The 23,312-nt window shown below is 42.1% G+C and carries 19 protein-coding genes; 13 read left to right on the forward strand and 6 right to left on the reverse strand.

What is annotated here, in order from left to right:
- Positions 1–78: 78 nt before the first annotated feature.
- A complete protein-coding gene (locus QE417_RS02770; RefSeq protein WP_311947373.1) occupies positions 79–276 on the reverse strand; it encodes a cold-shock protein in 198 nt (65 codons plus the stop codon).
- Between the two features lie 307 nt (positions 277–583).
- Between QE417_RS02770 and QE417_RS02775 the strand changes: the two genes are divergently transcribed.
- The 7 genes from QE417_RS02775 to QE417_RS02805 all read left to right on the forward strand — a co-directional run bounded on the left by QE417_RS02775 (position 584) and on the right by QE417_RS02805 (position 13,473).
- Positions 584–2,362 (forward strand): glycoside hydrolase family 15 protein, encoded by a 1,779-nt coding sequence (locus QE417_RS02775; RefSeq protein WP_311947374.1) that lies wholly within the window; start codon positions 584–586, stop codon positions 2,360–2,362.
- Positions 2,363–2,545: 183 nt separating this feature from the next.
- Complete coding sequence (locus tag QE417_RS02780; RefSeq protein ID WP_311947375.1) at positions 2,546–8,749, forward strand: alpha-2-macroglobulin family protein; 6,204 nt, start codon at positions 2,546–2,548, stop codon at positions 8,747–8,749.
- 178 nt (positions 8,750–8,927) lie between these two features.
- Positions 8,928–9,971, forward strand: coding sequence for a DNA polymerase Y family protein (locus QE417_RS02785; RefSeq protein ID WP_311947376.1), 1,044 nt, complete (start codon positions 8,928–8,930; stop codon positions 9,969–9,971).
- A gap of 17 nt (positions 9,972–9,988) precedes the next feature.
- Entirely contained in the window at positions 9,989–10,216 is a 228-nt protein-coding gene (locus QE417_RS02790; RefSeq protein ID WP_311947377.1) for a hypothetical protein, read from the forward strand.
- A gap of 105 nt (positions 10,217–10,321) precedes the next feature.
- Entirely contained in the window at positions 10,322–10,765 is a 444-nt protein-coding gene (locus QE417_RS02795) for a hypothetical protein (protein ID WP_311947378.1), read from the forward strand.
- Positions 10,765–12,048: a hypothetical protein gene (locus tag QE417_RS02800; RefSeq protein WP_311947379.1), complete on the forward strand. Its 1,284-nt coding sequence runs from the start codon at positions 10,765–10,767 to the stop codon at positions 12,046–12,048. The genes QE417_RS02795 and QE417_RS02800 overlap by 1 nt, the downstream gene beginning before the upstream one ends.
- Positions 12,049–12,423: 375 nt before the next feature.
- Positions 12,424–13,473 (forward strand): glycoside hydrolase family 53 protein, encoded by a 1,050-nt coding sequence (locus tag QE417_RS02805; protein WP_311947381.1) that lies wholly within the window; start codon positions 12,424–12,426, stop codon positions 13,471–13,473.
- A gap of 67 nt (positions 13,474–13,540) precedes the next feature.
- Here the strand turns inward: QE417_RS02805 and cysM are convergent, their stop codons facing one another.
- The 3 genes from cysM to QE417_RS02820 all read right to left on the reverse strand — a co-directional run bounded on the left by cysM (position 13,541) and on the right by QE417_RS02820 (position 16,387).
- Positions 13,541–14,413: a cysteine synthase CysM gene (cysM, locus tag QE417_RS02810; RefSeq protein ID WP_311947382.1), complete on the reverse strand. Its 873-nt coding sequence runs from the start codon at positions 14,411–14,413 to the stop codon at positions 13,541–13,543.
- A gap of 27 nt (positions 14,414–14,440) precedes the next feature.
- Positions 14,441–15,235 (reverse strand): serine O-acetyltransferase, encoded by a 795-nt coding sequence (locus QE417_RS02815; RefSeq protein ID WP_311947383.1) that lies wholly within the window; start codon positions 15,233–15,235, stop codon positions 14,441–14,443.
- A gap of 486 nt (positions 15,236–15,721) precedes the next feature.
- The gene (locus tag QE417_RS02820) at positions 15,722–16,387 is read right to left on the reverse strand and encodes a DUF92 domain-containing protein (protein WP_311947384.1); all 666 of its coding nucleotides are present in this window, start codon (positions 16,385–16,387) and stop codon (positions 15,722–15,724) included.
- Between the two features lie 125 nt (positions 16,388–16,512).
- Here QE417_RS02820 and QE417_RS02825 point away from each other — a divergent pair, with 125 nt between their 5' ends.
- From QE417_RS02825 to QE417_RS02835, 3 genes are all read left to right on the forward strand, one after another.
- Positions 16,513–17,202 (forward strand): class I SAM-dependent methyltransferase, encoded by a 690-nt coding sequence (locus tag QE417_RS02825; protein WP_311947385.1) that lies wholly within the window; start codon positions 16,513–16,515, stop codon positions 17,200–17,202.
- Between the two features lie 130 nt (positions 17,203–17,332).
- Entirely contained in the window at positions 17,333–18,868 is a 1,536-nt protein-coding gene (locus QE417_RS02830; RefSeq protein ID WP_311947386.1) for a hypothetical protein, read from the forward strand.
- A complete protein-coding gene (locus QE417_RS02835; RefSeq protein WP_311947387.1) occupies positions 18,813–19,781 on the forward strand; it encodes an alpha/beta hydrolase family protein in 969 nt (322 codons plus the stop codon). The genes QE417_RS02830 and QE417_RS02835 overlap by 56 nt, the downstream gene beginning before the upstream one ends.
- A gap of 37 nt (positions 19,782–19,818) precedes the next feature.
- On the opposite strand, the gene QE417_RS02840 is transcribed toward QE417_RS02835, so the two are convergent.
- Positions 19,819–20,799 (reverse strand): SMP-30/gluconolactonase/LRE family protein, encoded by a 981-nt coding sequence (locus QE417_RS02840; protein ID WP_311947388.1) that lies wholly within the window; start codon positions 20,797–20,799, stop codon positions 19,819–19,821.
- Between the two features lie 77 nt (positions 20,800–20,876).
- Here QE417_RS02840 and QE417_RS02845 point away from each other — a divergent pair, with 77 nt between their 5' ends.
- Positions 20,877–21,338, forward strand: a complete 462-nt coding sequence (locus tag QE417_RS02845; protein ID WP_311947389.1) for a DUF4268 domain-containing protein — start codon at positions 20,877–20,879, stop codon at positions 21,336–21,338.
- A gap of 63 nt (positions 21,339–21,401) precedes the next feature.
- Positions 21,402–22,373, forward strand: a complete 972-nt coding sequence (locus QE417_RS02850) for a glycosyltransferase family 2 protein (protein WP_311947390.1) — start codon at positions 21,402–21,404, stop codon at positions 22,371–22,373.
- Positions 22,374–22,446: 73 nt separating this feature from the next.
- Here the strand turns inward: QE417_RS02850 and QE417_RS02855 are convergent, their stop codons facing one another.
- Complete coding sequence (locus tag QE417_RS02855; protein WP_311947391.1) at positions 22,447–22,650, reverse strand: hypothetical protein; 204 nt, start codon at positions 22,648–22,650, stop codon at positions 22,447–22,449.
- 187 nt (positions 22,651–22,837) lie between these two features.
- Between QE417_RS02855 and QE417_RS02860 the strand changes: the two genes are divergently transcribed.
- Complete coding sequence (locus tag QE417_RS02860; protein WP_311947392.1) at positions 22,838–23,311, forward strand: GNAT family N-acetyltransferase; 474 nt, start codon at positions 22,838–22,840, stop codon at positions 23,309–23,311.
- Position 23,312: the final 1 nt, after the last annotated feature.

The following is a 23,312-nucleotide window of genomic DNA, read 5'->3' on the forward strand; positions in this document are numbered from 1 at the left end:
TTCAGGACGGCTAATATAAAGTTTCAACCATAAAAAAGCCCCCGAAAATTCAGGGGCTATGTATAATTTTTAGGCTGCTTATATCTTTTTTACTTTTACTGCTTGTAATCCCTTCCGTCCGTCTTCCACATCATACTCCACACTATCGTTGTCTTTAATAGCGTTTACGCCGCCTTCAACATCTTTAAAGTGAACAAAAAGGTCTTTTCCCTCATCGGTAATAATAAAGCCGTAGCCTTTTTGAGTGTTAAACCATTTAACTTTCCCAGTTTTCATAATTTTAATAATATAGGTTTATAATTTTGATACACAGAGCCAAACTGAAACTTAAATTGGTTATATTCAGAGAGGTATAAGTAACTATTTATCCCAAATATATAAATTTTGCAATAACCTAATAATATTTTAATTTTTTTTGAAACAGCTAATTTAGAGTTCTTTATATGAGCTTATGTTTAACCCAATGTTAAACAAACAATAAGTGTTTAAACTTTTAATCCATTAATCGCTTCTATTTTATTACAACATTAGCTACAAAACGTTGTTAAGTAGTTTTGCTCATACTATTTCAACTAAACTCTGAATGAAGCATACGTATAACACCGGCATTATTGGCAACTGCGCTTTTTTAGCGCACATAAATAAAAATACTAATGTTGACTGGCTTTGCTGGCCACGTTTTGACAGTACGTTTATTTTTGGCGGATTATTGGACAAAAATAAAGGCGGCGAGTTTTCGATACTACCCGAAGGTGAATATACCTCGCATCAGTATTACCTCGAAAACACCAATGTACTTATTACCGAAATAACCCCGGCATCGGGCGGCCGTTACCGTATTACCGACTTTGCACCCCGTTTTCAGGAACACCAGCGTTATTATAAACCGTTGATGTTTATACGCAAAATTGAGGTGTTAGAAGGTTCGCCGCGTGTGAGGGTAAAATGTAAGCCCGTATCAGAATATGGTGCTAAAAAACTGGAGGTTAACCGCGGCAGTAACCATATACAATACCTTGGTGGCGAAGAAAAAATAAGACTTACCACCAACATACCCATCAGCTATATTTTTGATGAACATGCCTTTGTATTAAATGATTGTAAATACCTGGTACTAACCTATGGCGAACCGCTGGAAGCACCTTTGGTACCCACAGCCGAACGCTTTTTGCGCGAAACCAGGCAATACTGGCGCACCTGGATCAAGCATTCATCTATTGCCGGGTTTTACCAACCATATGTTATACGCTCGGCGCTGGCTTTAAAAATACATCAGTATGAAGATACCGGGGCTATAATTGCCGCAAGTACCACCAGTTTGCCCGAATCGCCGGGAAGCGGCCGCAACTGGGATTACCGCTATTGCTGGCTTCGTGATACGTATTACGTGATCAACTCGCTCAACCACATCGGGCATTTTGAGGAGATGGAAAAATACTTTGCTTACGTTACGGATATTTCTTTTTCTGAGGACTTTCGTTACCAGCCTTTGTATGGCATTACCGGTAAAAAGGATTTGGAGGAATACGTAGCCGATTTAGAAGGTTATGAAGGCAATAAACCTGTACGTATTGGCAACCAGGCATCAGAGCACGTTCAAAATGATATTTACGGGCAGGTGCTGGTATCCGTACTTCCTTTGTATACCGATCATCGCTTTATCATCGACGAGCGTAAAGATTCGACCAAGTGGGTGGATTACCTGCTGAGCAAAATTGAGCGCACCATTGATGAAAAAGATGCCGGTATTTGGGAGTTCCGCAATATGGCTAACATTCATTGTTACAGTAACCTGTTTCAATGGGCCGGAGCGTGTGCCGCCGAAAAAATGGCCCGTACCATTGGCAACCAAAGCTTAATTGACCGTGCCGTTGCCATGAAGAACCGCGCATCAGAACATATAGAAAATTGTTATGACCCAGTTCGCAAGGTTTATACCAATGCCGTAGGCAGCACCCATTTAGATGCCAGTACCTTACAGCTCATCATGATGAACTATCTCGACCCGGCGTCAGACCGTGCTAAAGATCATCTGAAAGCACTGGAGGCGGAACTAAAAACCGAGAAAGGACTGTTTTACCGATACCTGCACGCCGATGATTTTGGCAAACCCAAAACCACCTTCTTGATTTGTGCATTTTGGTACGTTGAGGCACTGGCCTGTGTAGGCCGTGTTGATGATGCTATCCGCGAGTTTGAAAACATCATCAAGTACTCTAACCACCTCCTGCTCTTTAGCGAAGACGTGGCCGAAGAAGACGGAAGCCAATGGGGGAATTTCCCGCAAGCATATAGCCATGTTGGGCTCATGAATGCTGCATATCGCATAGCTATGAAGCTGGACAGGCCAATATTCTTATAAACACGAAATTTGCATGTCATTAGCGAATTGTATCGAATTACACAAATCTTGCTGGTTTAAGTACCTCAATTAGTGTAATTCGCTGCAATTCGTATCCATTACGTTAATTTAGTGTTTATTAAATTCTAATAGTATGATTGCTTATAAGTTGGTTATATTTAAACGCCAACTTATAACATCACCATGTGTCGCTTCCTTATCACATCTACCCTGCTGTTTATTTTAAGCTGTTCAGTTTGTATTGCTCAGCGCATTTCGCAAGAGCAATGGGGCAAACTGGAATCTCAGTTAAACGAAAAGCTTTTTTTGCAAGACAACCAAAAGCTTTTGCAACAGTGGAGAGATGAGGCCAGACAAAAGGGAAATGATATTGACTATGCGCGTGCACTGTGTAATCTCATTATTATACGTGACCTTAAAACCGAAGACTCACTTTACTTCTACAACAGTTCTGTTATTGACTCGGTAATTTCTGGTCGCCACTCATCAAACCGGCTCCAGGCAATTGTACATATTATGCAGGCACAACGCCTGGGGGCATTTGCATCAAGATACCATAGGTTTAATATTAAAAGCTACCACACATCTGGCTTAAAAGTAAATTATGCTGATCTATCGTTGGCACAAACAGATAGCTTGGTGAACAGCCACTTACAAAAAGCATTTGGCTTGTCAGGCTTTGCCTTTACTTTTACCCAATATAAATGGCTGTCCACTAATCCAGGATTATTTCTTTTTGAGCCCTCTTTTAAAGATTTTGTTTTGGCCGAACGGGTTAACCTGACAAGTGTTATATTTAATCATAATGGTGGCCTTTATAGCAATGATGTAAAATCACTGCTGAGTCTTCAGTCTGATGAGTTCAGACAAACAATTGGCGAGTGGGGTAAAAATAAAACACCCGGTGCCGATGTTTTAAAAGCTTACTATGATTGGATGGCTTTAAATAAAGCAGATGCCGGTAAAGCAGCTTTCATAGAATCACTGGCAAGAAAAGCGATATGGACCCGATCGGCACAAGATTCGGTATTAAGAAAACAATACATTAATTACTTACAATTGGCAGCCAAATCGCCATATAATGAATTATGTGCACATGCTGTTTACCAGCTTTGTATGTTTTGGGTAGAGGAAGGTCGCAAATATGGTAGTTACGCAAGTGGATCTTATTACAATTATGAATTTCCTTTCTTTGATGCCAAGTATAAAGACTATTTGCGAAATGCTGCAAACCTGTATAATAAAAATAGCAACCTGTTAAAAAAATATCCTGGTTTCAACAACGTGCTTCAGAGTACATTTGATCAGCAAAAATCGAGCGGATTACAAATTAAAATCAATCAGGATCACGTACTGCCTGATACTCCAATTTTACTAACGGCAATCTACCGTAACATCGACACTATTTATTGTCGCTTAATTGAAATAGGCGCATTGGAGGACCATCAGAATAACAGCAATTTACTGGTTGCTTCTTACCTGCAACGTAAGCCGGTTACAGAAAAACACTTTGTATTGCCGCCAGCGAGTGATTACAACCTTCATGCTGCTTATTTAAAGCTCGATGCTTTGCCAAAAGGGCATTACCGCTTACTGTTCTCAAATAAACCACTAAAGAATGCCGCTGCAGATATACTGAACAGTGTAGCATTTGAAGTTGGGAATATAGCTGCTATTAATACCGATGATCATGTTTTTGTGTTAGATCGTAAAACCGGTATTCCGTTGAAAGACGCAACTTTAAAAGCTTATGTAAGTGATAAAAATAGGAATTATACCCCGATCAACACATTTGTTAAACCCGTGAACAAAATGGGTTACACCATCATTCCCAAAAACACAACTAAAATTGTGGTTAGTTACAATGGAGATACAACATCAACCATAACAAGTGTGAATAAATACGAGTTAAGAGATAAGATTTATACTCCTGATGAACACGCTAAGGATACCGACGAAGACCTGCTCGACTACATTGACGATAACCTGATAGCTCATATTTTTACTGACCGTAGTATTTACCGACCGGGGCAAACGGTGCATTATAAAATGCTGTTCATTACCAAGAACCCAAAAACGGGTGAGTCTGTCCCTTTTTGTGCAGGTAATTTTAAAAACGGTGAAAAACTGGTACAAAAGTGGCTCAAAGATAACAACGAGCCTGTGGAGTTTATAGATGCCTTTAATAAAGTGATCGATACGGCAAAAATTAGTATTAATGAGTTTGGAAGTTTTTCAGGATCATTTGTAATACCCAAAAATGCGGCCACTGGTGAATGGAAAATTGAACCCGGTTTAATAGATACCCGGTACGGAAACCGCGGCTACTTTAAAGTTGAAGAATACAAACGCCCGACCTTTGAACTGGTGGCCGAAAAACCTAAGAAGAGCATACGTCCGGGTAAGCCGTTTACGGTGTATTTTAAATTGCGCTCTTTTAGCGGGGCCACTTTGAACAACGTGCCTGTTAAATACGAAGTGCTGCGTAATGGCAAAATACCTGATGAAACAAATCCGTATTCATACATAACCATTGCTGATACTACCATGTATGCCGATGCCAGCGGTAAAATTGACATTCAAATAAACGATACACTTTTAAAGAAATACAATTTTGTTGATTCCATTGAATGGCGTTTAACCTACACCATCAAATTAAAAGCAACCGATGCCACCGGCGAAACTGCTGAAGTTAGCCAATCGGTAACGGTACTAAACAGGCCGGTGGGTATCAGCATCCCCATGCTTAACATCTACAATAAAAAAGAAATGGTGCCTTTTAAGGTGACTACCGCGACTCTATACGAAGGAACGGTTGGCCGCAATGTAAATATTAAGCTTTACCGAACAGGCCCGGCTCGCTCATCTGATATTACCTATCCGTCGGTTGATGAGTGGATTTATAGTAAAACCGATCTGAAAAAATGGTTCCCGTTTTTATTCCCTGAAAATGATGCACCGCCCGTAAAAGAACTTGTTTACCAAACCACGGTTAACACTGCAAAAAACGAAAAGCTCATCCTCCCGGCCGATAAGGTTAACGCAGGCCATTATCAAGTAGTAGCCTCCGTTACCGATAGCGGTAAATTAAGCGGTTTAATTACTTACTACTTTAAGGTATTTGACAGCGAAACCGGCGATATGCCATCCAAAAAAGAGACTTTAAGCTATCTCACTTCCACCAATGCCCAGCCGGGCGACAAGATAACCTGGTACACCTGGGCGGCCGGCAAAACCTATAGTATTTACCAGGTTAATTACGTGGGTAAAAATAAAAAGGAAGAGATCATCAACACTTACACTACCATTTATGAACCAGCAGGTTTACGCAAATGGACCTATCAAATACCTAAAAATATAAGCCAGGGTAAATTGTGGCTCAACCGTATTTATGTTGCCGATAATAAGATACAGGTAGAGCAAAAAACCATTGCAATCATCCAACCAGCTAAACAAGCAGAACCCGAAATCATCATCGAAAAATATCGCAGGGTGATGGCTCCGGGAGCTACGGAAACCTTCTCGGTATCAGTTAAAACCAATAACAATAAGCTTGCTGCCGAATTGATGACCACCCTGTACGATGCATCTTTAGATAAATTGGAACCGCATACCTGGGATATTTATCCGCTAATGGTACGCCGTAACGACACTTATATTTATACCAGATGGCCAAACTATATTACACAAAGCACCCGTGCTGGTAACTACCAGCCCAAGCCTATTAATACCAGTATAACTTTAAGAGAGCAAACTGCCCGGGTAGATATGCCCTTGCAAGGACGGCTTGCCGGGTTAGCGGCATCTACCTCCAGTGTAACCGAAAGCAATCCAAATGAAATATATACGGCACGATCCCTTAACAGCTTAACAAGCATTACCATCCGGGGTAACAACAGTCTTACTAATTTTAACCAGCCACTCGTTGTTTTAAACGGTGTAGTTTTTGAAGGGAATTTGAAAGATATTGACCCGTCACTTGTTTCACAAGCAATGGTACTTAAAGGCGCCGAGGCATCGGCCTTATACGGTTCGCGCGCTTCACAAGGTGTGCTCATCATTAGTACGCAAGGGCCTATTGTACTGCCCGAACCCGAAAAACCAGTAGCTAAAGTGCGTAAGAATTTTAATGAAACCGCGTTTTTCTTTCCACAAGTACATGCCGGCACCGATGGGTATTACACCTTTACGTTTACCATGCCCGAAAGCGCCACCGAGTGGAACTGGAAAATGCTGGCCCATACCAAAGATGCCCGTTTTGCCTACCTGGAACGTAAGCTGCAAACCCAGCTCAACCTTATGGTGCAGCCCAATATGCCCCGGCTGCTTTACCAGGGCGACCGTATTAACCTGCAAAGCCGCATAAGCAACCTTGCGCAGGAGGCCGTGGATGGTACCGTATCCTGCAAAATTGAAGACGCTGTAACCGGTCAGGACATTACCGCACAACTGGTTACCTCGGGCACCCGGCCGTTTAAACTCAACGGCAAAAGCTCGGATGGTGCAGGGTTTATGTTACAGGTTCCTGATGGTCAGCAAAATCCGCTTAAAATAGTGATCAGCGTACAAACCCAAGGCGCTGCCGATGCCGAGGAACATATCATCCCGGTATCAACTACCCGTGTATTTGTGCGCCAAAGCGTACCCCTCCATTTTGGAAATGAAGCTCAATTGATTATTCCCCGCGTTAAAATGGCTCCCGGTTCGGTGTTGTATGGCTTGGGCTTATCTATCAATGCCAAACCACAGGCCGCTGTAATTAACGCACTGCCCTGGCTGGCTAATTACTCGTACAACTGTGCCGAGCAAACGTTTAATAAACTCAAAGCCAATGTAACCGCCCTGCTGCTCATGCGTACCGATACTGCCGCGCAACAAGCCTATAAGCGTGCCTTTGCATCAACCGCTACACAACAAACTGCTGCCGACAGCCAACTCCCCGACGAGCTTGCCCAACAAACGATGCCATGGCTAAACCTGGGTAACCAAACCGCAAAGCAACAGCAGCAATTGTTAAAATTATTAGATACCGTAAAAGCTAAACAAACCATTACCACCCACATTGAACGTTTGTACGATTTACAACAAACCGGCGGCGGATTATCATGGTTTGATAATGGTAAAAGCGACAGGTATATTTCGGCATATGTGCTGGCTGGCATACGCGGGCTGCAAAAACAAGGGTGGACACGGTTGAACTTCGCCACCCAGCAAAATGTATTTGAAAACTCCATCAATAATCTTGCAAAGTACAACCTCAGCGAGCTTTCAAAAATTCCGCTAACCGAGGCTGCTGCTCCCCTAACCCAGTATATGCTTTATGCTGCTGCCAATATTCAGGATAAAGCCGCTAAAGGCCGGGCTATTGCTATTATTGATGCCGCATGGAAAAACGCTGTACCTTCATCATTAGATGCCGGGGCGTTACTCATTATTAATACCCTCAACCACACACAGCCAACAGAGCCGCTTTATAAAAAAGCAGTTCAACTGCTCGGTAACATCAGGCAGCAAGCCATTGTTGACGAGCAAAACGGCATGCGCTGGAAAGATATATCTGATGCTGATGAGCTGAGCAGCAGTGGCGAAGAAACTCTTGCCCTGCTGGCCGAAGCCTTTGAACTGGCCGGTAAAAATACATCAACACAAAACGGCATGGTTAAATGGCTGCTTATCGCCCGGCAGGATGAGCACTGGCAAACCACCAAAGGTACATCGGCCGCTATTGATCTGCTTAAAAATCAAAAAGGCGGCGCGTTTGGCACACCGCAAGGTATTGAGGCCGCTTTAACGGCAAGCCAAAAGCTACAGGTAAGTAACGGGTTATTAAGCGGCGCTCCGGCTGCGTTTGTAAAACTGGATGAGTTACCTGTCGCCGTTAATGTAAGCAAACAAGGTACTAATGTGAATGGAGCCCTCAGCTGGTATTATTTTGCCCAACCCGACGGGCTCGACACCCTGAACAAAGGGCTCAGCATAAACCGTAAATTGTTTTTGCAGGCACCTGATAATACCTGGAAACCCATAACCCCTACCACCCGCCTAAAGCCCGGCAATAAGGTACGTGTGCAACTGACCATAGAAGCTGGCACCCGCCTCAAGTACGTGTATATTAACGACCCGCGTGCAGCCGCTTTTGAGCCGCAGGGCCTCACCAGCGATTTTCATTACAACAGCAGCGGACTATCGTACTACCAATCGGTAAGGGATGCGGGCATGCAGTTTTTTGCCGATATATTGCCCCGCGGAACATCAACCATAAGCTACGAATTAACCGTGGTACACGAGGGCGAATTTGCCACCGGGGCAGCAACGTTGCAGTGTATGTATAAGCCCAACGTAACAGCTTACAGCAATACAGGCAAAGTGGTTGTTAGCAGTAATTGAGTTAATGCGAATTTTGCTGATAGAACAAATTACACGAATCTTGTTTAACTTACCAAAACATCATTCGTGTAATTCGGTATAATTCGTATTCATCACGCTCATTTCGTGTTCAATTAACTCCTGCTAACTCTAAATAAAATTTGTTAATACTAAAAATATTAGCAATTTTTGTATTGTTATGAATCAAAACTCGTTGCAGGCACGTACCCAGGCTCGTGTGCTTTTTGTGGATATGGATAGCTTTTTTGCCCGTTGCGAGCAGCAGGTAAATTACTGGCTGCGTGGCCGTCCGGTTGGGGTTTGCGTGTACACGGGGCAGTTTGGCTGCGTTATATCGCTCTCTAAAGAGGCCAAGGCACGCGGCTTAAAAGCCGGTATGCGCCTTAACGATGCCATCAAGGTTTGTCCCGATCTGGTGCCCGTGGAAAGTAATCCTGCGCGTTACCGCGAGTTTCATAAAAAAATTATTGGTGTGCTTAAAGAGTACTGCCAGGACGTGGTGCCCAAGAGTATTGACGAAGCCATTATTAACCTCACTAATTATGAGCACATACACCCCGACCCGGTTGTTGTTGCCCGTCGCATTAAGCAGGACATTTTAAGCCGCGTGGGCGATTTTTTAACCTGCTCGGTAGGTATTGCGCCTAACGCCTTTTTGGCTAAGTTAGGTTCGGGTTTGGGTAAAAAGCCGCCGTATGATGGATTGCTGGTGATTGATCCGCAAAATATTGATAGTATACTGCGGCCACTTAAACTGGGCGATTTACCCGGCATTGGCAGCAATATGGCTTACCGGCTGGAACGTGGCGGCATACACACCCCGCTCGAAATGCGCTACGCCCCTGCCCACCGCCTTAAAGCCATTTTTAAAAGTATAGAGGGCATGTACTGGCATTACCGGCTCAATTTTATTGAAACCAATATAGCATCACATGATTATAAGGGCATGCAGGCCCAGCGCCAAATCTCGGCCGAAAAGCGGCAGAGCATGGCCTATATTGAACAGCTGTTTATGACCTTGTGCCTCACCCTCGAAAAACGCATGGTGCGCCACAAGTTTTACTGCAAGGCTATTGCCTTTACCGCCCGTTATAAAGATGAAAACCGCTGGGACGATGCCTTTACCATAACCACGCCCGTGCAGGATGCCGTGAGCCTGATGCGGATGATACGCCTCCGCATGGAAAGTTTGAAGAACTCACCAACTCCGCCTCTATTTTAAACACCCAAATTACCAGCATGCGCGTAGCAGTAACCAACTTTGTTGACAATGGCGACATGCTGTACAACCTGTTTGAAGACATGGACCAAAAGAAAACCGCCCTCAAAACCATGCACGAAATAAAAGACAAATTTGGCTCCGACAAGCTCATCCGCGCCATGGAAATGCACGACACCCCCGTGGTAAAAGATGTAATAGGCTTTGGTTCGGTGAAGGATTTGAGCGAGTTGGATTATCAGGTATGAGGGGGAAATGATAAATAGTTGTGTTTTGATTTCAATAATATTTAACAAAATAAATATTATTTACTAAATAGCAGGAGTTTACTAAAAGACAACCTGAACAATTGCATGAACTTCAACAAAATTGCTAATAATACCAACTGTAACTGCTTCTTAGATGCCCAAGAAAATCTAAATGATACTTTCGTTAGAAAAGTTAGAAAATCTGACAATTTAAATGATGCTGATTTTAGAAATCATATTGAGAGAAATAAAACTGCAACAAATGAGAATGATTGTCAAGAGGTTTGTGGTTTATATGGAGTTTCTGTGGAAATTTGGAATGACAGTAGTAGGCAACGCTTACTTGACAGGTATTTAACCACGTTATCAATTAGTCCAAAAACGAAAAATAACTTATGTGTAATTCAGTTCAGAAACAACAATGGCTTAGTTAAATACACCCCTGACCAAGTTGAATATAATGAATTCCATTATGACTTTTTCAAAGAGGATTCTTTCACTGTAAGTGAATTGAACTTAGTTGAGATGATTCCTTTAAGTATTACATAATGTTTGAAATTAGCACTCATTTCCAAGTTAATTCATTATTGCCTGTGATTACAAGCAATTATAATGTATTACACTTTGATGAACATCCTATACTTTTTTCTGGCACAAACAAGTATAACAATAAGATAATCGGCTCATTAGCTTATGAAGATTATGATGAAGATTATTTTAGATATTTTATAATCATAATCGACGATAAGCAATATTATAATTTCTTTAATAGGAAAATCTCTTATCTTGATTTAATAAAGGAAAACCAAGATTTATTTGTAGTTGATAAAGACATTAACGGCCACATTTTAACAACCTTTTACGTTACTTTAGATATTGTACCAGCTGACTTTTTACCACTTGAAAATTCTTTCATTCCAGAACAGAAAGCTTTAAATAATTCATTAAACTTTGCGTTTAGTTTAAAAGGGAAGTTAGCAGACTTTCACAAAGCTTTAGTATCCGATGTTAATAGCATCAACCAAAGGATTTTTAGCTATTTGCAAGAAAGTATAGAGTCTTTACGAAGCTTAAACTTAGAACCTGTTATTTACTCTCAACCTTCTGCAATCGGAAGTTATAGATTGAATTTCGATATTGAGTTTAAAACTCAAGGACAGGCTCAAACTCAAATGTTTCAAGTTGACTATAACAAGGTAAGCGAGTTTATTAACTTGTATTTAGATTATGTAGCTAATATATTACCGAATGAAGAGGATGCATTTTTAAGCCACATGCCAGAAACATCCAAAAACTTTCAAATTTTAGAAACCGCCTTAATTGATGTTTATGAAAGTGGAAACATTTCTCCAACCAAAACAGTTACTGAACGTCTTATAAATAACATAAATGAGTCCGCTAACAAACTCTCAGACGTAACAGAGTATCTAAAGTTGAGTGAAAGTTTCAATATAGTTGAAATTGGAAAGTTTAAAGAAGATAAAAGTTTTATTGGAATAGGTTTAATAGACGAACATTATAAATCATTGGTAATTAATAAATTGCTATCTGAACTTGATATAAGTGAAGGCAGAGATATCACTTCTGACTCAGAACCATTGAGTTATAGGATATTAGTATATAGCTTGAATACAGAAACAGGTAGTGGCTGGGCAAGACTATATTATCATGACGAAGAATTTGTCAGAGTTAGACTTAAAATTGAGAAAGGTGAAAAAGAACTATCTAATTCGGTTTTTACAAAAAGTTTAAATGGAGAAATAGTTGTTGACATAGCTGGAATTGCGATTAAGGAAAATGGGATTTATAAAAGATTAACTTGTTATTTGTAATGCGCTCCGCTTCCGCGGTGTCCCGCTTGTGTTTTAGGACAATAACATAACATCATTACAGCCCGGCCACATGAGCCGGGCTGTTCTATTTGCCCACCTTCACCAATTGCAAACTTGCGGCAGCACCAAAAAAGCAACTCCCACAATTCTATAAATTTCGGCCTATTCCAGTTTAGCCAACTGACATAATCGTGTCGGTGTTCAAGGTGTTCAACTCGTTCAACCGTGCTCAATGCGTTTTATGAAACACTTGATGAAACATCGGATAAAATCGGGCAATATCGGGGTTTTCAGAAAAGAAAATGTGTAATGCTGGTCACCGGAAAAACATTCGCAAAATCTGCTATATTTACCCCTACCAATACAAACCACCCAGTGAAAACCAATTTTATTAAAGCCATTGCTTGCATGGTAACCTTATTGGTTATGGCGGCATGTTCGGCAAACAAATACGCTATTACCAACCACACCAACGCATTTTCGAAAGGAGCCGATATAAGCTGGCTACCCCAAATGGAAGCCACCGGGTTTAAATTCCGTAATGCACAAGGCATTGAGGAAGACTTCTTTAAAATACTGAAAGACAAAGGCATAAATACCATCAGGCTGCGTACTTGGGTAAACCCGTCGGCCGATAAAGCCAGCGGCCATTGCAGTAAAGAAGAAACCGTTGCTATGGCCCTAAGGGCTAAAAAATGGGGTATGCGCATCATGATCGATTTCCATTACAGCGATACCTGGGCCGACCCCGGCAAACAAAAAAAGCCCAAAGCCTGGGAAGGGCACGACTTTTCAACCCTGCTTAACGATGTATATACCTACACCTTCGGCGTAATGACCGCCCTCCAAAAAGCCGGCATAAACCCGGAATGGGTACAGGTAGGCAACGAAACCCCGGGCGGCATGATCTACCCCGAGGGCAGCATCAACAACTGGCCGCAACTGGCTCAACTGATTAATAAGGGCTACGACGCAATAAAGGCTGTTAGTCCGCAAAGCAAGGTTATCCTTCACCTCGATCAGGGCAATAATAATGAACGCTTCCGCTGGTGGTTTGACAAGGCCACGACACAAAAGGCTAAGTATGATGTGATCGGCCTCTCCTATTACCCTTACTGGTTAAAAGGCAGTCCCGATTACACCTTATCTATCAATGATTTGGCGAAAAACCTTAATGACATGGCCGCACGGTACAACAAAGAAGTAATGGTGGTTGAAGTAGGCGGTGAATCAGCTAAACCGCAAAATACCTATGATATGCTGGTAGCAGTTCAGCAAAAAGTAAAGCTGGTGCCTAATAATAAAGGTCTTGGGGTATTATACTGGGAACCCCAAGGTGCAAATTCATGGAGTCACTACGCCTTGAGCGCCTGGGGCGATGATGGAAAACCTACCAAGGCTATGGATGCGTTTTTAGTGAAGTGATACATCAAACTTTATAAACCACAAAAGCCTGCAATTAGCAGGCTTTTGTGGTTTATAAGTGTAAATATTATCCAAATAATTCACTGCTCAGGTAACGGTCGCCCCTGTCGCAACATATAAATACAATAATGCCCTGCTCTAATTCCTGCGCCAGTTTTATAGCCGCCGAACATGCCCCGCCGCTACTCATACCGGCAAATATGCCTTCGGTACGGGCCAGTTTGCGCGACATATGTATAGCCTCTACTTCGTCAATATCCATCACCCGGTCAACACGGCTTGGGTCGAATATTTTAGGCAAATAAGCCTCGGGCCAACGGCGTATGCCAGGTATAGATGATCCTTCGGTTGGCTGGCAGCCTACAATTTGTATACCGGGGTTCTTTTCTTTTAAAAACTTAGAGCAGCCCATAATAGTGCCTGTAGTACCCATCGAACTTACAAAGTGGGTGATCTCGCCTCCGGTATCGCGCCATAACTCGGGGCCGGTAGTTTTGTAATGAGCCATATAATTATCCTCATTAGCAAACTGGTTAAGCAGGAAATACCCGTCGGATGCACCTTTTTCTTCGGCATAATCGCGGCAAACCTCAATACTTTCCAGCAGCGTAACCTTTGCGCCAAATGCTTCCATGGTAAGGGTACGCTCACGGGTAGAGTTTGCCGGCATCACCAGTTCAATTTCCAGGTTGTATAACCCAGCTATCATGGCCAAAGCTATACCCGTGTTACCGCTGGTGGCCTCAACCAGTTTGGTACCAGGTTTAATTTCGCCACGCTCCAGTGCGCTACGTATCATATTGAGCGATGCACGGTCTTTTACGCTGCCACCAGGGTTGTTCCCTTCGAGCTTGGCATAAATTTTTACATTGGGATTGGAGTTGAGTTTTTGGAGTTCAACTATGGGCGTATTGCCAATAATATCAATAATGCCTGCCATAAGTAGTTAGCTTTTAAATGTTTTCGGTTATGTTTGCACGGTAGTCATGGGCGTATGGTACACGGTAGAATGTGGCGCTACGCTTTTGGTAAGCCACACATTGCCACCAATAATGCTATCGTGCCCAATCACGGTTTCGCCGCCCAAAATGGTGGCACCCGAGTAAATGATCACGCGGTCTTCAACTGTTGGATGCCGTTTGGTACCGGCCATGTTTTTGTGTACGCTCAATGCACCCAAGGTTACGCCTTGGTACATTTTTACGTATTGTCCTATCAAGCACGACTCTCCTATTACCAGCCCCGTACCATGGTCAATATGAAAATACTCTCCAATAACTGCTGCAGGGTGTATATCGATGCCTGTTTTGGAGTGTGCATGCTCGGTAAGTATGCGCGGAATAAGCGGCACGTTTAACTTGTGCAAAAGGTGGGCAATACGATAATAACATATGGCATAAAATCCCGGGTAAGTACGTATCACCTCAAACTCGCTGCGAGCTGCCGGGTCACCGTTGTAAATGGCTTGTATATCTGTATTTAAAATGCGGTAAAGCTCGGGTACTTCATCGAAAAAATGCTGTGCAATTTGTTTACTGTTATTGCACTCATCATCACATCCATCAATAATACCGCATAACTCATGTTGCAGTTGGCGGGTATAAAGTTCCAGTTCTTCAATACTGTTAAACTTATCTTTTGATTGCTCAGGGTACAGTAAATGCACTACGCTCAATGCCCAATTGGCTATTGCTTTATTTGATGGAATAGCTTTGGCGCGATGCGGTTTTTCAAACAGGTGCTTATAAAACTCTTGGTTCATAACTGTTGCAAAGTAACAGTTTGTTTAAGCTGTTTGTGCCATAATAATTCAATAAATTCTACAAAACACATATACCAAGTATAACACAGGGTATTATAGAAATCTAAACCTTAATTATCAGTATATTACAAACAGTTTAATGTAGCAGGAGAAATTGAGACGGAGTAAATAGAGAATAAAAACTCACAGGTTTGAACCTTCGCCATTGCCACACTTTGACCCAAGCAGCAAAGCAAAAGTCCACACCCTGTGAGTGAACAACCCTTGGCGGCCATTACTGGGTAGAATGGCCGGCCAAAGGCGCTCAATGCGGATAAGGTTTAGGTGTGTTAAATCTTTAACAGTGTGGTAAGTACTGTTATCCCCAAAAAACAATGCATAATTACATTGCGCTGAAACATGTTCCTAAAATACGCCGGATAAGTATGGAAAAAAACAGGTAAAAACACCCGTTTTTTATTACAAGTATAAATACCTGAATGATGATTATAAATACCACATTAACGCGGCGGAAGCAGCCGCAAATAAGGTATTCAAAAAGTTTACAGCATCGTTTTTGATGATGCCTTTACGCTCGAGCCATGCGCCTAAAAATGAATCGGTTAAATTACCCATGGTACCGCTTATAACTACTATAATAAAACTCGTGTTAAAGCTAAACCCAATAGCGTAAATATAGGCAATAAGCGCACTACCCATTAATCCTATCAGGGTACCTTCAATGCTTATTACACCATCCAAGCCTCTTAAATCGGGCTTAAAGGTTAAAATATTACAAAAACGTTTGCCGTAAACCGTACCCAGCTCCGAGGCTAAAGTATCGGCCGTGGCCGCAGAAAAGGCTGCGGCTATGAGTACCGGCCATAGGGTTTGGCCTGTTTCGAATATTAAACTCATTAAGCCGGCAATAGCCGCTACGCCGGCATTAGCTAACACCTGGCTTGTTTTGCGCTGGCCTTTGTTTTCTTCAGCTACCTTTAAACTGCGTTTTAAGTCAACTTTCCATGATGTAGCCAGGGTTCCTGTTATAAAAAATGTTGTCATTAGTGCAATACCTGTAAATCCGGCCCCTGCGTAAACCAATAAAGCACATAAAACTCCGTTTAGGGCTGCTACTACCGTAAGTTTTTTAAAATAAACGCTAAGTGCCATACCGGTTAATAAAAACACAGCTAACACAAGGAATTTTATTTGCATCTGCATAAATAAACAGCATCAAATATAGCTATTTAACCGGCCGTGATTTTTTACCGTTTATTACTTTTAGCTTTGTTGTTATGAACGATGTACTTGGCAGGGCGCTGCATGATTATCACTACAACAATACCCCATCGGAGTTATGGATACATAACCTTTACGGTCCTAAGGAACAAATGCCTATCGAAGCATATTTTAGGGAAGAAGAAGACATGCCCGATTTGGAATGGGTAGCCTTGAACGAGTGCCGTGGGTTTGTATTGGATATTGGTGCAGGTGCGGGTAGCCATGCCATCGAACTGCAAAAACGTGGCTATGAAGTTGCCGCCATGGATATTTCGCCGTTGTCGGTAGAAGTAATGAGGGCCCGTGGGGTTAACGATGCTTTTGTGGCTGATATATTCCAGTACAACCATAAAAAGTTTGACACCCTGCTTTTACTCATGAACGGCATTGGTTTGGCGGGTAATATCGAAATGCTGAAAAAACTGCTTGGGCATCTGAAAACCTTATTAGCCGATGGCGGACAAGTATTGTTCGATTCATCAGATGTGGCTTATTTATACGAGGGCAAGTTACCAGAGAGTGGCTATCATGGTGAAATTAAATATCAGTACGAATATAAAAATCAAAAAGGTGAATGGTTTACCTGGCTGTATGTTGATGAGCAAACTTTAACCACAATTGCCGGGGAATGTGGTTTTGATATGGAGGTTTTATATGAGGATGAACATGGGCAATATTTAAGCCGGTTAATAACTAAAAAGTAACCATGCTTATTGCATAAAGGCATAATTTAAATTGTAAAAAAGCTGATGCAATATTGAGGTTAGGGCTTTTTACCAATTGGTTTATATAACTTTCAAAACTGTTAAACATCACTTGATTAAACTTAACTTTATGAAAAAGGTATTCTTATGTGCTATGTTGCTCTCAACAGGCGTTTGGGTTAAAGCCCAGGACGCGGTGGGGTACCAAAGGCCGCCTCAGGCCATGACCGAGTTGTTACTGGCCAAACCCACCCCTACTGTAAGCATCGAATCCAAAGCCGAATGGATGATTTTGAGCGAGCGTAACGCACTGCCCTCGGTTGAGGAGCTTGCCCGCCCCGAAATGCGTATTGCGGGTATGCGCATTAATCCCAATAATTTTGCCCCAAGCCGCCAGGTTATAACCTACAGCGGACTAAGCTTAAAAAATATCAAAACAGGCAAAGTATATCCTATTACAGGCTTACCCGCTGGTTTAACCGCTGGCGGCATGAGTTGGAACCCCGACCAAAGCAAGGTTGCCTTTACCCAAACCAATGCCAAAAGTGTAGACCTTTATGTAGTAAATATTGCAACGCAAAAAGCAAGTAAGGTTAATAAATTGCCCTTAAACGCAGTGATTGGCGGTGGTTTTGGTGCCGGAGTTACCTGGTTAAATAACAACACCATGATGTACAAGGTAATTGTTAAACCTGCCGCCATGGCTCCTGCTAAGCCTTTATCGCCAACAGGTCCGGTAGTGCAACAAAACCTGGGTAAATCAGCCCCCGCTGTAACTTACCAGGATATGATCAAATCGCCTTATGATGAAAAGTTGTTTGAGTTTTACGCTACCTCGCAATTGGTAGTAAATAAAAACGGTATAGAAACGCCGATAGGTAAGCCCGCTATTTATGCTTCAACATCATTATCGCCCGATAAAAAATACATGCTGGTGCGCACCCTGCATAAACCATTTTCATATTTGGTGCCGGCACAGAGCTTCCCCTCAACCGTTACCATTACCGATTTAACCGGCAAAACGCTTAAAACTGTAGCCAGTCTCCCATCAGGTGAGGTAAGGCCGTCGGGTTATGATAATACGCAAAACGTTCCGCGTAGCTTTGACTGGCGCGACGATGAAGCAGCCACCGTTACCTGGGCTATGCCTTTAGATAGTGGTTTGATACGCAAAAAGGTTGATTTTCATGATGCGGTTTACGCTTTGAGCGCTCCTTTTACCGGCGAGGCTAAAGAGCTATTTAAAACCGAGCAACGTTTCCGTAATGTACAATGGGGCACTGCCGATTTGGCTTTAGTTAGTGAAGGACTCCGGTCAAAACAAAGCACCCGTGTTAGCCGCTATTACCCAACCACTGGTAAACTTGAAAAACTTTGGGACCGCAACCAAACCGACGTGTATGGTAACTTAGGCGAGCCTGTAACTGATAAAAACAAATTTGGCCGTCAGGTAATTATGCCTATCGAAAATGGCACCAAACTGTTAATGAACAACACGGTAGGTTCATCTCCAAAAGGCGATCTTCCGTTTTTAGCTACGTTTGATTTAGCTACCAAAAAGAGCGACATTTTATGGCGTTGCGAGCCTGGCCATTTTGAATACGTATACGATGTGCTCGAACCCGGCAAAATTGGTATTGGTTACCCGCCGCGAGGCTCAAAATGAGGTACCAAACTTCTTTATTAAAAACTTAAAATTAAGAATTGCCGATCAGCAGATCACAAACTTTACTAATCCTTATCCGCAAATGGCGGGTGTTACCAAAACCAAACTGCAATATAAACGTGCGGATGGTATTGATATGACCGGCGATTTGTATTTGCCTAAAGGTTACAATAAAGAAAAAGATGGCCCCTTACCGGTGTTGATATGGGCTTACCCTGCCGAGTTTAATTCTGCCGATGATGCTGCTCAAATTAAAGGTTCCCCTGATAAGTTTATCACCATTAACCCAGGTGGACCGGTGTTTTTTGTAACTCAAGGTTATGCAGTGTTGGATAATGCATCGATGCCAATTGTTGCTAAAGATGGTAAAAAACCCAACGATAACTTTGTTGAGCAGCTAACGCTTAATGCCGAGGCCGCTATCAAAAAATTATCAGACCTGGGCGTGGGTGACCGCAACCGTGTTGCCGTTGGTGGTCACAGCTATGGCGCATTTATGACCGCTAACTTGTTAGCTCATACCAAACTGTTTAAAGCCGGATTGGCCGAAAGTGGTGCTTATAACCGTACTCTCACTCCTTTTGGTTTTCAAAATGAGGAGCGCACTTATTGGGACGATCCTAAACTGTACTATGATATGAGCCCGTTTAGCTTTGCTAATCAAATTAAAACCCCGCTGCTGCTAATTCATGGTGATGCCGATGATAATACTGGTACTTATCCTATCAACAGCGAGCGTTTGTTTGCGGCCATTAAAGGGTTTGGAGGTACCGTTCGTTTTGTGTTTTTACCATACGAGGCACACGGCTACCGCGGTCGCGAAAACCTGATGCACAAACTTTGGGAGCAATTAGAGTGGATGAACACTTACGTTAAAAACCCTAAGTCGGCACCAACGGCTCAGGCTAAATAATTAAAAAATACTTTTATCATCAAAACGCCTCAAGCAGTTAACGCTGCTTTGAGGCGTTTTTTGTTGAGCCCTTTACCTTCATTTGCATAATGTACACTGCTTTTGATGCGGTAATAAATAATAAGTTTTTGTCTTTTCCGCCAAAGCATACGTTCGCCGTCCAAGGCTCGGGTATAGCTACCACGCCAATTTTTTCGCCTTCGGGATCATATATGGTAATACCATTACCTCCGGTTAAGTACACATTCCCTTTCTCGTCAAGCGTAATGCCGTCTGAGCCTTTTTCAGTAAACAAATGTTGGTTGCTTAAACTCGCGTCTTGCTCTATATTGAACTTGTAAGTTTTGTTAGCTTTAATATCGGCAACATACAACAGCTTACCATCTATGGTACCGGCTATGCCATTGGGTTTTTGCAGCTTATCACATACTACAATGGCTTGTGTTTTACCTTTAGCAAGATAGTATACTTTTTCACCGTCGAGTTCTGATTGCTTGTGCGTCCAGTAATCGCGTTGGTAATAAGGATCGGTGAAGTATATGCCACCTTTGGCATCCACCCATAAGTCATTAGGGCCGTTAAATTTGTGCCCGTTCAAATCATTTAGTATCACCTCGCTTTTTTTACCATCAGCACTAAAACGCCAAAGCTGGTTTTCTTTATCGGCACAGGTGAGCAGGTTGCCCTTTTTATCAAAATACATTCCGTTAGAGCGGCCTGTATTGTTACTGAATAGAGTCAGTTTACCATCTGTGCCGTATTTCCAAATGGCATTATTGGGCTGATCTGTAAAGTATATGTTGCCTTTATTATCGGCGGCCGGACCTTCAGTAAATGAAAATTGTTTGCTAATGAGTACAGGGCGTTCGTTGGCATCAAACAGGCCGGTAGCACTGTAAGTACTATCTTTTTGAAACGATGTAATACTTACATTTGCAGGCTTATTGCTAATTGAAGCAGCGGTGAATACCACTAATGGAATTAAAGCGGCTATACCGCCTTTAAATATCGCATTCATATAGGTAAAATTGAGCTTTAAACATCGCAATAACAATTGTATAAAACAACAAGGGCACCCGCGTGCTTAAAACATTCATGTATTCAAAAGAACAGGCTTCTCAACTTCGTCAAACTTTTTGGACCACCTTTGGGCAGTACATTGCCCCACAACCATCTGCCGAAGGCTTAAAAATAAATTGGGTAAATTATAAAACCGGTATTAAATATCTCAACTTTCGTATGCAGGCCGAGAACCGTTCAGCAAGTATCGGCATCGAAATATCACACCCCGACGCTGGTATACAGGAGTTGTTTTTTGAACAGTTTAAGGAATTAAGATTGGTACTTGCCGATGCACTTAACGAAGACTGGGAATGGGTGTTGCATACAAACGATGAGTACGGCAAAACCATAAGCCGCATTTACACGCAAATAAACGGTGTGAGTATTTTTAATAGAGATGATTGGCCCACACTTATTTCTTTTTTTAAGCCGCGTATTATTGCACTTGATGAGTTTTGGGACACTGCTAAGTATAGCTTTGATGCGTTAAAGTAGCAACCCGCTTCTAAAACCATTAAAATCCCTATCTTTGTGCGCTTTAAACAAAACAGTACACATATGCCGGAACTATCAGTTGTTATAACTGTAATGAACGAAGAGGAAAACATTAAACCTCTTATTGCTGAAATACGAAAAGCTTTACCGGCAATTGATTACGAGGTGATTTTTGTTGACGACGGCTCGGAAGACCGCACCCGCGAAGAAATTGTTGCCAATGCTGATGAGCGCATAAAACTGGTAGATCTCCGCAAAAATTACGGCCAAAGCACTGCCATGACCGCTGGTATTGATCATACCACGGGCGAATACGTAGCCCTGTTAGACGGCGACCTGCAAAACGACCCGAACGATATTCCATCGATGTTGCAAAAACTAAAAGATGAGGATTGGGATGTGGTGGCAGGTAACCGCGCCAACCGTAAGGACGGTATGTTTTTACGTAAAATTCCGAGCAAAATTGCTAATGCCATGATTCGCCGTTTAACAGGCGTTTATATAAAAGATTACGGTTGTACGCTTAAAATTTTCCGTAAAGAAATTGCAGATGATTTGGGCTTGTACGGTGAATTGCACCGCTTTATACCGGTGTTAGCTAAATTGCAGGGCGCACGCATCACACAGGTTGATGTAAGGCATCATGCCCGTATTCATGGTCAATCAAAATATGGCATTAACCGTACCTTTAAGGTAATTGCCGATCTAATACTGATGGTATTTTTTCGCAAGTACATTCAAAAACCTATGCACCTGTTTGGCAGCATTGGTTTTATGGCCTTCTTTTTAGGAGCACTTATTAACTTATACTTACTAATACTTAAAATACTGGGTCATGATATATGGGGCAAACCTTTATTAATATTAGGCTTAATATTGCTTTTGGGCGGCGTGCAGTTGATTACACTTGGTATTTTGGCCGAGGTTAACGTGCGTACCTATTTCGAATCGCAAAACAAGAAAACTTATCAGGTACGCCGTATTTTTAACGGCAAAGAATTTATTAAACCCCAAACCAATGGCGGCTTAGTATAAACACTAAAATTTTACGAATAAAAAAAAGCGGGGAGCAACGCCAGTTACTCCCCGCTTTTATGTTTACCCACTATTATTGCGGCGGATTAGTTCTTGTTGTATCCGGCTTAGTGGTGTCTCTTGCGGTAGTATCAGTAGTCGGTGTTGACATGGTACCGGTTGAATCTGCTACCGCTGTGCTATCGCTTCCACTGGCTGCACGTTCTGAACTGCAGCCTACTGCCGTCGCTGCTACTAAAGCAAGTGCGCAGGCAAAACTCAAAAATTGCTTCTTCATAGGATTGATTTTATTTGTGTTCTTAATTAGTTGAACAACTATACAATTGATATTGTTTACTTTATATAGAAAAATCAGCTAAAATATTGTATACATACTTACCTATGTTAATAAATAATGACAGTAAAAATGCCATAAAACAATACCGATTACGTTATATTAGCATCATTGGGGTGAGAAAATTACCATGGAAAAAAATTCAATCACTGATGCCGAATTTGCCAGTAAAGGCTACATCATATCTACCGATAAGCAATTGCTTGATTTTGAAGTAATCTATAATTTTCTTAATAATGAATCTTACTGGAGCAAAGGCATTCCGCCCGAAAGACTGCAGCGGGCTATAGAAAATTCTATCTGCTTTGGCATTTACAAGGAAAGTAAATTATGTGTCTTTGCACGCGTAGTGACCGATATGGCCACGTTTGCTTATATATGCGATGTGTTTGTATTAAGCAATTACCGCGGTGAAGGGTTATCAAAATGGTTAATACAAAATATTTTTGAACACCCAGACCTGCAGGGGTTGAGACGCTGGTCGTTAGCCACGGCCGATGCACATGGATTGTATGAGCAGTACGGCTTTACAGTTATAAATAAACCCGAACGCTGGATGGAGATCTTCACCCCTTATTTAACTACTACTGAAACGCTGAATTAAT

Origin of the sequence: Mucilaginibacter terrae, from assembly GCF_031951985.1 — a bacterium.
GTDB classification, from domain to species: domain Bacteria; phylum Bacteroidota; class Bacteroidia; order Sphingobacteriales; family Sphingobacteriaceae; genus Mucilaginibacter; species Mucilaginibacter terrae_A.

Excerpts from the sequence above, each read along its gene's own strand:
- QE417_RS02770 (WP_311947373.1), bottom strand. The coding sequence starts at position 276 with ATGAAAACTGGGAAAGTTAAATGGTTTAACACTCAAAAAGGCTACGGC.
- QE417_RS02775 (WP_311947374.1), top strand. The coding sequence starts at position 584 with ATGAAGCATACGTATAACACCGGCATTATTGGCAACTGCGCTTTTTTA.
- QE417_RS02780 (WP_311947375.1), top strand. The coding sequence starts at position 2,546 with ATGTGTCGCTTCCTTATCACATCTACCCTGCTGTTTATTTTAAGCTGT.
- QE417_RS02785 (WP_311947376.1), top strand. The coding sequence starts at position 8,928 with ATGAATCAAAACTCGTTGCAGGCACGTACCCAGGCTCGTGTGCTTTTT.
- QE417_RS02790 (WP_311947377.1), top strand. The coding sequence starts at position 9,989 with ATGCGCGTAGCAGTAACCAACTTTGTTGACAATGGCGACATGCTGTAC.
- QE417_RS02795 (WP_311947378.1), top strand. The coding sequence starts at position 10,322 with ATGAACTTCAACAAAATTGCTAATAATACCAACTGTAACTGCTTCTTA.
- QE417_RS02800 (WP_311947379.1), top strand. The coding sequence starts at position 10,765 with ATGTTTGAAATTAGCACTCATTTCCAAGTTAATTCATTATTGCCTGTG.
- cysM (WP_311947382.1), bottom strand. The coding sequence starts at position 14,413 with ATGGCAGGCATTATTGATATTATTGGCAATACGCCCATAGTTGAACTC.
- QE417_RS02815 (WP_311947383.1), bottom strand. The coding sequence starts at position 15,235 with ATGAACCAAGAGTTTTATAAGCACCTGTTTGAAAAACCGCATCGCGCC.
- QE417_RS02820 (WP_311947384.1), bottom strand. The coding sequence starts at position 16,387 with ATGGCACTTAGCGTTTATTTTAAAAAACTTACGGTAGTAGCAGCCCTA.
- QE417_RS02825 (WP_311947385.1), top strand. The coding sequence starts at position 16,513 with ATGAACGATGTACTTGGCAGGGCGCTGCATGATTATCACTACAACAAT.
- QE417_RS02830 (WP_311947386.1), top strand. The coding sequence starts at position 17,333 with ATGAAAAAGGTATTCTTATGTGCTATGTTGCTCTCAACAGGCGTTTGG.
- QE417_RS02835 (WP_311947387.1), top strand. The coding sequence starts at position 18,813 with ATGTGCTCGAACCCGGCAAAATTGGTATTGGTTACCCGCCGCGAGGCT.
- QE417_RS02840 (WP_311947388.1), bottom strand. The coding sequence starts at position 20,799 with ATGAATGCGATATTTAAAGGCGGTATAGCCGCTTTAATTCCATTAGTG.
- QE417_RS02845 (WP_311947389.1), top strand. The coding sequence starts at position 20,877 with ATGTATTCAAAAGAACAGGCTTCTCAACTTCGTCAAACTTTTTGGACC.
- QE417_RS02850 (WP_311947390.1), top strand. The coding sequence starts at position 21,402 with ATGCCGGAACTATCAGTTGTTATAACTGTAATGAACGAAGAGGAAAAC.
- QE417_RS02855 (WP_311947391.1), bottom strand. The coding sequence starts at position 22,650 with ATGAAGAAGCAATTTTTGAGTTTTGCCTGCGCACTTGCTTTAGTAGCA.
- QE417_RS02860 (WP_311947392.1), top strand. The coding sequence starts at position 22,838 with ATGGAAAAAAATTCAATCACTGATGCCGAATTTGCCAGTAAAGGCTAC.